Source organism: Prosthecobacter sp. (assembly GCF_044378005.1).
GTDB lineage: Bacteria > Verrucomicrobiota > Verrucomicrobiia > Verrucomicrobiales > Verrucomicrobiaceae > Prosthecobacter.
The window spans coordinates 34,624-45,658 of the sequence record NZ_JBILYB010000037.1; the positions used below are offsets into that span (position 1 = coordinate 34,624).

The following is an 11,035-nucleotide window of genomic DNA, read 5'->3' on the forward strand; positions in this document are numbered from 1 at the left end:
AGCTCAGGGCGACGGCATCTGCCCCAACAGTGCCTCCACCGCATCACCCGTGGGCTTGGCAGACATCAGCGCAAACAGCGCGGGCTGCCAGGGATCGAGGGTGACGCTGAACTCGCTCACCTCGCCCAGATGCTCGCCGGTGCGGAGGTTCACGACATGGCCGGGCTGCTGGAGTTTGGCTTTGAAGGTCACGGGCTTTTCGAGCTGCTCATTGCCGCCGACCTGGGCCAGCTCCTCGCGGATCTTGTATTCCACGTTTCGCTCAAAGGCGATCAGGCGGGCTGTGTCACCGACTTTAAAGCGATGCACGCGCACGCGAGATTCTGCAGGCACGGAGACAGGGGCACGCATGCCACGATCAGCGAGGAGCGTGCGCAGGCTGTCGATGGAAGACGCATCAAAGTCGGCTTTGAGGCGGTGCACGGGGTAGTCGCTCAGTGAGGTGCTGGTTTCGGAGAAGGGTTGCTCGTCAGTATTGGTGCCGAAAGTGAGACGTATGGACTCGGGTTTGTCGCTCGTGGGCCATTCGGGGTTCGCTCGCAGAGTTCCGTGCTCATCGAAGATGCCATGGGGACCATCGGCGATGACGAGGCGCTGCTCGCGTTTGGAAAAGGCACGCGCGGCGGCGAGTTCGGCATCGCTCATGGCCCAGCTCTGCGGGAGGATGAGCAGGCGAGGTGTGGTGGGCAGACCTTTTTCGAGCTGCTCGCTGGCGGTGAAGGTGGGGCTGAAGCCGAGGTCTTGCAGCGCTTTTAGCCAGGCATTGCGGACGACGGCGTGGCGGTTGTGATCGGACTCGAAGCTGCTGAAGCGGCGCACCCATGTTTTGCCATCGGCGGTGGATTCCATGAGCCAGGCTGCCTGGATGCTCGGCTGCGAGTAATGAATGAGGATGGGATCACGCTCGCGCTCGGCGAGCATGAAGAGCTTCGCGAGCTGGCTTTGCAGTGACTTAAGTACGGGCGCGAGAGCCTGGCCCTTCGCCGTGAGCGGCAGGTCGGGCTTCGACCAATCGACGCAGTCCTCGCTCCACCAGATGATGCAGCCTTTGTCACCCTCCAGCAGCAGATGCCAGAGGCGGCGCATGGCGGGGTTGGTTTCCTTTTCGAAGACGGTGGCGAGCATCGGCTTGCCCGGCATGAAGGAACCGAAGATCTCGCGTGAGTTGCAGATGTCGTAAGGCTCCACCCAATCAAGCACCTGGCTCATGCGCCAGAGATCGTAACCACCAAACGTGCTCGGCATCTGCGTGCCTTCGATGCCGACGGGCGTGGCAGGATCGGCGGCATGAGATGCCTTGCGGAAGTGTGCCAGCGCCTGTGACAACGCATGATCCATGTAGCTCCGATGATCGGCCCATGGGGCGAAGTTCCAGCGTGTGCGCTCGTTCTTCGCCTTGGTGAGATCGAGCTTCACGGCACGCACTTCGGCCCAGTCCACTTTGGCTTCAGGGCCAGCTTTTCCAGAGGCCATGCGCTGCTTGATCTGATCTGTGGTGAAGGGCATCACCGCCTCCCAGCTCGGGAAGCTGGTCTCCCACTGTTGATTCAAGGTTTCGAGACTGGCGTAACGAGTTTTCAGCCATTCGCGGAACGCCGCGAGAGAGGTGGCGGAGAAGTCATAGTCGAACGGATTCGCCGAGATGGTCGTCGAGAGCTCGTCACGCAGATCGTAGAGCAAAGGCGCGAGTGGCGAGGCATCGCGGGCGGTTTTGGTCACGCGATCACTCATGCGATGAAGCCACGCGGGATCTTCGAGCGCGTAGTCGCGCACGAGCGCCTGCGGATCACGCGGATCCATCCAGCCTTTGATGAACTGATCCCAGTTCGTGACCTTTGATCGGAACTTCAGGCAGAGTCCTTCATTGACGATGTTTTCGACGTAGTGCCCGAAGCCTTGCTGTTTGTAGAAGGAAGCATCGCCACCCACACCGATCATGCCGCTGTTGATGCCGAGTTCGCGGAAGCGCTCCGGCAGCTTCGGGTTCGCGAGTGACTTCTGGCCTTTCTCACCCATCCAGAGGATGACGCGGTAGTCATTCCAGGGGCGGAGATTTTGAGCCTGAAGCGAGCCACAGATGAAAAGGCAGGTGAGGAGGAGTCGCATGATCGAAATCAAACGTGATCATCGAGCGCTGCTTGCGCAGTCTTTACTCCCACTGGCTGCCTTTGCTGCCCACATAGGCCATGCTGAGGCCGATGATCACGTGAGCGAGCAGGACAAAGCCTGCGAGTTCGGGCGTGACGAGGCTGGTCTCGGTGACCTTTTTCACGGCATCGTAAAAGGCGGTATCGCTCATGCTGCGGAGACTACCTGACCATGACCAGAACGCTGCGATGAAGGGATTCACCGCGCCTTCGATCCAGTCTGGCAGGCTAAGTACAGCACCGGAAAGCGGGAGCTGGAAGCCGACGAGGTAGATGCTCAGGATCGTGGCCTTTTCCGGTGTGCGGCACATGGCGCTGATACCGAGACAGACGCTGGTCATGGCGGCGGAGACGAGCACGAGAAGGCCGAGTTGAGTGATCAAATCTCCGGGCAGACCGCCAGTGATCATGTCCACAAAGATGCCCATCCAGATGCTCTGCGCTAAAACGAAAACGCCGAGGAAAAGCACCTTGCTAATGACATAAGCCATCGTGCTGAGGCCACCGAGTTTCTCGCGCTCCAGGATGAGCCGCTCACCGGCGATTTCACGCGCGGCATTGTTGCTGGCCATGAGGGTGACGAGCACGACCTGCAGCATGATGAGGCCGCTGACGAGTCCACCAGCATTGAGCTGATCCACGAGATGCTCGGACTTTTGCTGAATCTCGAAAAGCATGTCGCTGTCCTGGCGCTGACTGAGCTGCTTGAGTGGCTTGATGCCATCGAGAGCAAAGATGACGACGAGCAGCGGGAAGCCGAAAAGCATGGCGAGATGCAGCCAGACCTGGCCGGAATCACGGCGGAAGATGGTCCATCGGCGTTGCAGCAGGGTGAAGACTTGGCTCATCAGGCTGGGAAGCTCTTCGGGAGCCACGACTTCGTGCTCGTGATCGTCTTCCTTTGGCTGCGGCGGTGCGTTTTCGATCAGCATCTTTTCATAATGCTCGCGCTTCTTCTGCCAGGATTCATGCCAGCCTTGGGCCTCACGCTGAGTAAGTCGGAGATAGACCTCTTCAGGATGCTCGACGGTGAAGTAGTGCGTGAGCATCTTCGGCGGGCCGTGATAAACGAGGCGGCCCTGATACATGACGAGCACGCTGTCGAAGGCCTCCAAGCTGGCGAGACTGTGGGTGACGTTGACGACGAGGCGGCGCGGATTCTCGCGGGAGAGCACGCGCAGCAGCTCGGTGATTTCACCCTCGGATTTTGGATCGAGCCCGCTGGTGACTTCATCGCAGAGCAGCAGGCAGGGATTCGTGACAAGCTCCAGCGCCAAACCGAGGCGGCGCTTTTGACCGCCGGAGAGCACTTTGATGCGGCGATCCGCCAAGTCGGTGAGGCCGGTGAGTTCGAGGATCTTGTCCAGCTTCGGCTCGAAGTCATCGGTGCCAGGGAGCTGCGTGCGCAGCGCCATGCTGTTGGCGATGCATTCTTCCACGGTCAGCAGATCATGCGCCACACTGAACTGCGGCACATAGCCGAGTTCGCCAGGATGTAGGTCCTCTTCTTCTTTGAGATCACGCCCTTCCCACTTCAGCTCGCCATCGGTCTGCTCGGTGATTCCGGCGATGACTTTCAGCAGCGTGGTTTTGCCACAGCCTGATGGTCCCACGATGGCCATGAGATGACCCTGCGGCACGCTGAAGGCCACCTCACGGAGGAGGTGCAGGCTTTCCTGTTCCGATCCCGGCGGGGCATCAATTTCCAGTCCGATGTTGCGTGCTTCGAGCATGGCCGATCATAGGCCAGAAGCTCGAAGCAGAGGCAAGCAAGATCGTTCGTGACTCAGTCTGCCTCCAGAGTCACGCGAGCAGAGTGGATCAGGGAGGTGGCGCTGGCGGATTCGGGGATGAGGTAGTGGCCGTGGCCGCTGCGGTCAGATCCCGCATCGTAGTCGATGAGGATGCCGGCGAAGGGCACAGTCGCGGCTGGGGTGCCTTCCTTGAAGCTGCCGGTGAAGATGCCGGTCTTCGAGTCGATCTTCAGGGTGGTTGATTTCACAGGTGCTGCCACTGAAACGGTGTTGGGTTTAGTGAGAGTGAAGGCTTGGGTGAAGGAATCGATCAGTGACTCGGTGAAGCTGAGTTGCAGGTTCGCAGGCGTGGTGGATGGGGCGAAGCCAAGGTAAAGGTGGAGGTCGTTGGGTACATATTTGCCGCCGGTGAGGGTGAGGTCATGCACGGGGAATCCATCTTTGTAGCTGCGGTCGGTGCTGGCGAGTGGCTGGTTGAGTTTATACCAATCGAGGGCAGGTGTGTTGTCACCGATGAGGTCGTATTTGTTGGGCGTGGCGGCTGGGTTGATGAAGGTCTCGCCCTGAAGGCTGCCGGTGTTTTTGTACAGCATGGCGTGCAGCGGGATGCTGCGATCATCGGCGATGAAGGTGCTGAAGGTGAAGCTGCTGCCGTCCGCCGCTTTGCCGGTCCATGCAGCGACGCCGCTCTTGCTGATGGCGACCTGAGCATAGCCATCGCCATGCGGGAAGCTGGCGTTTGTGGGCAGGACGGTGGTTTCGATGGCGGCGTTGTAGAGACCTTGTTCGGCTAACGGGACGAGGTTCGTGGTCGTCCATGGGTTGCGTTGTGCGGCGAAGTGGGCCTCCTGATTCACGCCGCTGGGCTCGTAGCTGATGGCTCCATGGAAAACCGGGTCCACGGTGACGAGGCTTTCATCCGTTGGGTTGTAGGCCACGGCGACGGGGTGATCGAGTTTGCCGACGGTATCCAAGAAATCACTGACGGTGCCGAGTGTGCCATTGGGGTTGAGTTGCACGAGCAGGGTGTCGGTCACGATGAGTGTGCCGTCTCCCAGCGTGGTGATGCCGCGTGGATCGATCAAGCGCGCATTGGCAAAGAGACCATCCGCGATGCCGCCCGCACCGGGTGATCCGGCATAGGTCGTGGTGGCTCCGGCGAGCGTAACTTTGCGGATGACGACGTTGGCGGAGTCGGTGACGAAGAGCGCTTTGAGCACGGGCTCATAGACAATGCCGCGTGGAGTGTTGAAGAGGGCACCTGTGCCACTGCCGTCCTTGTGCCCGGACTGGTCTGCTTTGCCTGCGAGTGTGGTGACGACACCAGCGGGGGTGATTTTGCGGATGGTGTGATTGCCACGATCGGCGACATAAAGATTGCCTGCTGGATCAAAGCAGAGCGCACATGGCAGGTTGAAGCGTGCGGCAGCTCCGGTGCCGTTCACGTTGCCGACCTGGCCCGCCGTGCCTGCAAAGGTGGTGACGACTCCCGCCGGGGTGATTTTGCGGATGGTCGAGTTGAGGGTGTCGGCGACGAAGAGATTGCCCGCGATGTCGAGCGCCAGACCTTCAGGCCCGGCGAAACTGGCAGCTGTGCCGGTGCCGTCGTTCGAGCCTGAATTGGTATTGCCTGCGAAGGTGGACACGGTGCCTCCATCGCCATCGACAAAGCGGATGACGTGATCACCGCTGTCGGAGATGTAACCGGAACCATTGGCGAGAAGAGCGAGGCCGCTGGGGTGGTTGAAGCGCGCCTCCTCCATCGTGCCATCGACGAGGCCGGGCTCAGCGGGATCTCCGAGATCCTGCGTGCCTGTTAGCATCTCAAAGCGCGGATCGCTGATGTCGCCCGAGAGGAGGTCATCGTCCGGAGATATGCCGCCGGTGAGCCGGAGATCGCCGAGGGTTGCAGGGGCGCGTTTGACGATGAGGTCAAAGGTTGGGTTGTTGCCGAGAGAGACATCGATCGAGCCGACGACGCTGTGCTTTTGCCCGGCGAGGGTGACATCACCCGAGACGACACCAGTGCTGGCGACGGTGATCTTCACATGACCGCCCATGCCAAAGTTCGTGTGACCAGAGCGCTCGACGATGCCATTGAATGTACCGACGACACCGGGCACGAGCGGCTCGATGGTGAGATAGAAATCCTCTGCCACGCTGGTGCCAAAGGCGTTGGTGGCTTTGAAGCTGATCTTGTCCCCGAGGATGTTCTTGCTCGGCGTGGTGGGTTTGCCCGTGAGGCGGCCGGTCTTAGTATCGAATTTCAACCCCGCAGGCAGGGTGGTGGCGGAGAAGCTGGTGGGGAAGTTCGTGGCGGTGATGGTGATGTCGATGGGCTCGCTGACGGAAACGGACTCTGCCGGGATGGCATCCACATCCGGCACGGCATCGACGACGCTGACGACGGTGTCGCCATGGCTGAGGGTGGCGTCAATGCCGGGGGTGTCGAGGTCATCGAGAGTGACGAGGCAGGTGTAGGTGCCAGTGTCCCCGGTGCGGATTTTGGTGATGCTCAGATTCCCGGTGGTGGAGCTGTTGCTGACGACTGTGGTGCCACCGGAGACGGGCATGGAATCACCCACGCGGCTCCAGGTGTAGCTGATGCTGACGCGCGGAGAGGTCGGTTTAGCGACGGTACTTTTCAGGCTGAGTGTGCTGCCGACTTTCAGGATCTGCGTGCCCTGATTCGGCGTCACGAGTCCGAGGTAAGCCGTCTGTGATGGCACTTCGGCACCGACGGGATTGTCGGCGATCACACTGTAAGCACCTGCATCCGCCGCCTTCGTGATGGCGATGCCGTAACTGCTGGAGACGGCATTGGCGATGAAGGCTGTGCCCTTCTTCCATTTGTAGGTGATGACGGGATCGCCAGTGACAGTTGGCGTGAAATTTACCGGCTGTCCGAGAAGCACGAGCTGGCTCTGCGGCTGGACGGTGAAGACAGGCCCCTGCGGCACATGGCCTGTGCCGGTGAGTGAGATGTCGAAGGGGTTTTCATCGCCATCGTTGCTGGCGATGCGCATGGTCGCGGTGCGTGTGCCGCTTCCGGTGGGATTGAAGCTGAGCGTGAAGCCTGTCGCATCATTTGGAACGACGGTGGTGGAACCTGGAGCTGTGGCGCTGAAGTCGCTCGCGTGGGTGCCCACGAAACTCACGGAAAGCCCGGTCAGATCGGAGGTGCCAGTGTTGCGTATGATGATGGGCTTCGATCCGGTTGTTCCGGTATTCACACTGCCAAAGTCCAGCGATGAGATGCCATCGGTCAAAGGCGTGTTCAGCGGTGACTCGACGCCGATCTCAGAAGCCGAGGTGCCTGTGCCGGTGAGGATGATGTCGAAGGGGTTTTCATTGCTGTCATTGCTGGCGATGCGGAGGATCGTCGATTTGGCCCCGGCACTCTGGGGGAAGAAGCTGAGGTTAAACGTGATCTGCTGCCCGGCAGCCACGCTGGAGGCCAGGGTGTTGAATTGGAAGTGTGCGGTATCACCGCTGAAGAAGGAAAGGCTGATGCCGGTGAGAGCTGCGCTGCCCGCGTTGCGGATGGTGATGACTCGGGTGGAAAGTCCGCCCGTGTTCAGGCTGCCAAAGGCGATCGTCGATACGTTGTCCGTCAGCTCGACGCTGTCATCCAGCACCTCGATCTCCGGCGCGATGATGCCGCTGCCGCTCAGGTTGATGTTAAAAGGATTCTCATCCGAATCATCGCTGACGATCTGGAGTCGGGCAGTTCGTGTGCCACCTGCGGAGGGTGTGAAAGTGACGACAAAGGTGTCGCTTCCGCCCTGGGCAATGCTGGGGTCTGGCTGCGTGGTGACGACGAACTCGCTACTGTTGGCTCCGTCGATCGTGACATCCAAGGCGCCGAGTGTGGCGTTGCCGACATTACGGATCGTGAAGGTGCGGGCGATGCCTGCGCCGACGGAGCCAGTGCCAAAGTCGTAGGTGGTTTCGTGGCTTTGGACATTGGTTGCGACGGAGGTGTCCACCTCGATCTCCGGCTGGATCAGGCCTTCGCCCGTGAGCTGGACTTCAAAGCTGGCTTCATCGCTATCGTTGCTCACGATGGTGAGCGTTGCCACACGGGCACCGCTGTCGCTGGGGGTGAAGGTGATGAGCAGGCCATCGCTGCTACCAGGTCCGAAACTGGTAAGAGTGAGCGGTGTGGTGATGACGAAGTCGCTGGCATCTGCACCACTGATGCTGGCACTCACTCCGGTGAGGGAGTTTGAAAGGCTGATGTTGCGCACGGCGACGGCGTGCTTGTTGGTTTGCCCCACGAGCAGCGAACCGAGATCCAGCGTGCCGACATTATCGGTCAGTGGCTGACCAATCGGTGACTCCACTGAGATTTCCGCATTCGTGGGTCCCGCAGGCGTGCCAGTCACGATGGATTGGATCGGGCCAAAGGATGGCTCGGTGGGGCCGCCGTTCGTGTTGGCACGGAGACGGAAAAAGTAGGTCGTTTTGGCCGGCAAACCGGGCAGCACCACTTCACAAAGATTGCCGGTAAGGCCGGTGCCGGGCGTGGCGGAGGCGGTGATGGTATTTCCCAAATTGGTGGTCGGTCCCCACTCGAACTCACAGAGGATCGAGTTGCCATTCGGGTTCACAAAACCACGCAGCGTGGTATTGCCCGTGACCGATGAATACTGGGAGTAGGTCTGTGATACCAGCGTGCTGTAAGGCTGCGCGATGGCGGCTGGCCCCGTGCCGACGCGGTAGATCATGCCACCACCTGCGGGTTCGAGATCTTCATTGGTGCCGCCGTTTTGAGTGACGCCGTAAACGCTTCCGTCGGTGTGTTCATAAAGGCTGCCCGCAGGTGTCAGTGCCGCTGGCACGGAGGTCCCGACGACGCTCTCCATCAGGCTGTGTATTTTGGTGACGGCATTGGTGGTCGTGTTGATCTCGTAGATCACTGCCCGATAGCTGGCGTAGTTGTTGTAGGGTGGCGACATGCCTGTCAGGTCCTTGGTGCCCTCCGTCCCCAGAAAGCGGATGTCTCCCGCCGCTGTTTTATAAAGGGTGCCGACCGTCACGCTTTTGAGCGGAGGTGTGATCTCTTCATTCGTGAAGACCGCAGTCAGGACAGAGGTGTTGGGATTGAATTTGAAGACCCTGAGTGGGTTCGTCCCGTAGATGTTGTCGGCGGCATCTATCACCAGATCACCTGCGTGATTGCTAGACCCATTGGCAAAAGAGTGCGCAACGGTCAGAGTGCCGTTGGCGATGGCGATTTTGAACAAGGTGCCGCTGGAGTTTGCGCCCCCGAGCTGAGTGGTGCCCCAGACGAAGCCATTGCTGTCCTCCACCAGACCACAGGCGAGCTGATAACCATTGGCCGGTGTGCTTGAAGCAAAGGTGTGCACAACAGACACCGCATTCGTGGCTGGATTGATTTTAAAAACGCTGCCGTAGCTGGCGCTGGAGCCGCTGCTGGTGGTGCCCCAGATGAAGCCGTCACTCATGGCGACCAGCGCACCTTTGGGGCGGTAGCCACCACCTGAGCTGAATGACTGCACCGTCGTGAAGGTGCTCGTTGCCGGATCATACTTGAAGATCGTTCCAAAGTTGGAGGTGCCGCCCTCTTCGGTTGTGCCCCAGACCACGTCATCGGCATCGACATGCACTTTGCCATTGGGTTTTGAGCCCAAAGCCGTGCCGGTAGTGCCGGTGAAGCTCTTCACCACCTCAGTCTGGCCCGTGCTCGGATCATAGCGGTAGAGCGTGCCTAGATTGTTCGCGCCACCGGCGGAGGTGGTGCCCCAGAGCCAGGGGCTGGTAGCATTGCCTGAGAGGCCGGCCAGCGGAGTGCGACCGAGGTAGGAGACTCCACCTGGAGCCTGATCCACCACCTTCGTGAAGCTGCCGTCACTTATCTTGATCTTGTAAACAGTCCAGGTAGAGGCACCGCCGCCGACGCTGGCGATGCCCCAGAGATAGCCCTGGCCGTCGTTGGTCAGGCCATTCTGGGGATTGCTCACCGTCGCATTGGCTCCGGTCAGTGTGCTGAACTGAAGCACCGTGGTCAGTACACCCGTGCTGGCAGCGATCTTGAAGACCGCGCCCTCACCAGAGGTAGCTCCGGCACTGGTCACACCCCAGAGATTGCCCGCTCCATCATTCACGAGAGGGCCGACCGGAGTCGAACCTTTGTTGCTGGTGCCATTGTTACTGAATTCGATCACGCTGGTGGCCGCGCCGGTGTTCATGTCCACTTTAAAGACGGTGCCGTTGCCCACGCTGTCGCCGCCATAGGGAGTCACCCCCCAGAGAAAGCCATTGCCATCAGGCACCAAGGCTGAAGCAGCACCACTACCCTTGATGGCCCCAGCTGCAACCCCCCGATCACTGAACTCGGTGACGATGGTGAAGGTGCTCGTGGCGATGGTGTATTTGAAAAGATTGCCATGGCCATTGCTGCTGCCCGCGCTCGTGCTGCCCCACAAATTGCCCGCCCCATCATAATAAAGAGCACCCAGCGGCACACGCCCTTTGTTGGGAGCGACCGTGTCGCCAAACGTCAGCTTTCGCTCGAAGACACCCGTCAGCTCGTGGATTCGGTAAAGGATGCCATTCGTCAATGTTCCATTGTTTGTATAACGAGTGACACCCCACAGATAGCCCTGACCATCCGACACCAGCCCGCAGACCGGTGAATTGCCCTCAAAGCCACTGGCAAAATTGTGCATCGTCTGAAACTCCCCTGTTTCCGGGCGGATGCGGAAGATGGTGCCGTAGGTGCCGTTGACGCCACCGGCAGAGGTGGTACCCCAGAGCCAGCCATCTGAACTGAGCACCGGCGTGCTTGTCGGAACGCTGCCGGGCTGGCGGCCCAGAGGCACGGACCCTGCGTTCAGATCTGTGAAGGACAGGTGACCGAACACGCCGCTTTTGGACATTTGAAACAACGTGCCAAAGCCGAAAGCACCACCGCCCGGAGTCGTGCCATAGAAATTCCCATTTGAATGCAAATACAAGGCGGGCCTCACGGGCGCTGTCGCGCCATTTGGGTTCGGCCCCATCTCGAATCCGACCAGCGGCTCGATGGCCGAATCGGCGAAGGCAGTGTGACAGATTAGCGAGGCAACGACAGCGGGGAGAAGAGTGCGCAAAAGCATCGAAGTAAAA

At 60.0% G+C, this 11,035-nt stretch carries 3 protein-coding genes; all 3 read right to left on the bottom strand.

All coding sequences use genetic code 11. The features are described from left to right. Window positions 1-3: 3 nt before the first annotated feature. From AC6FTP_RS09920 to AC6FTP_RS09930, 3 genes are read right to left on the bottom strand one after another with little or no spacing between them, the layout of a single operon-like run. Window positions 4-2,106 (bottom strand): beta-galactosidase, encoded by a 2,103-nt coding sequence (locus AC6FTP_RS09920; protein WP_497206753.1) that lies wholly within the window; start codon window positions 2,104-2,106, stop codon window positions 4-6. A 43-nt stretch (window positions 2,107-2,149) separates the two neighbouring features. Next, window positions 2,150-3,880 carry an ATP-binding cassette domain-containing protein gene (locus AC6FTP_RS09925; protein ID WP_497206754.1) on the bottom strand — a complete coding sequence of 577 codons (1,731 nt, stop codon included), beginning with the start codon at window positions 3,878-3,880 and terminating at the stop codon, window positions 2,150-2,152. A gap of 53 nt (window positions 3,881-3,933) precedes the next feature. After that, complete coding sequence (locus AC6FTP_RS09930) at window positions 3,934-11,019, bottom strand: choice-of-anchor tandem repeat GloVer-containing protein (protein ID WP_497206755.1); 7,086 nt, start codon at window positions 11,017-11,019, stop codon at window positions 3,934-3,936. Between the last annotated feature and the right edge of the window lie 16 nt (window positions 11,020-11,035).

Bases quoted from the DNA above. Each gene is read 5' to 3' on its own strand.
- AC6FTP_RS09925 (WP_497206754.1), bottom strand. From the start codon at position 3,880: ATGCTCGAAGCACGCAACATCGGACTGGAAATTGATGCCCCGCCGGGA.
- AC6FTP_RS09920 (WP_497206753.1), bottom strand. From the start codon at position 2,106: ATGCGACTCCTCCTCACCTGCCTTTTCATCTGTGGCTCGCTTCAGGCT.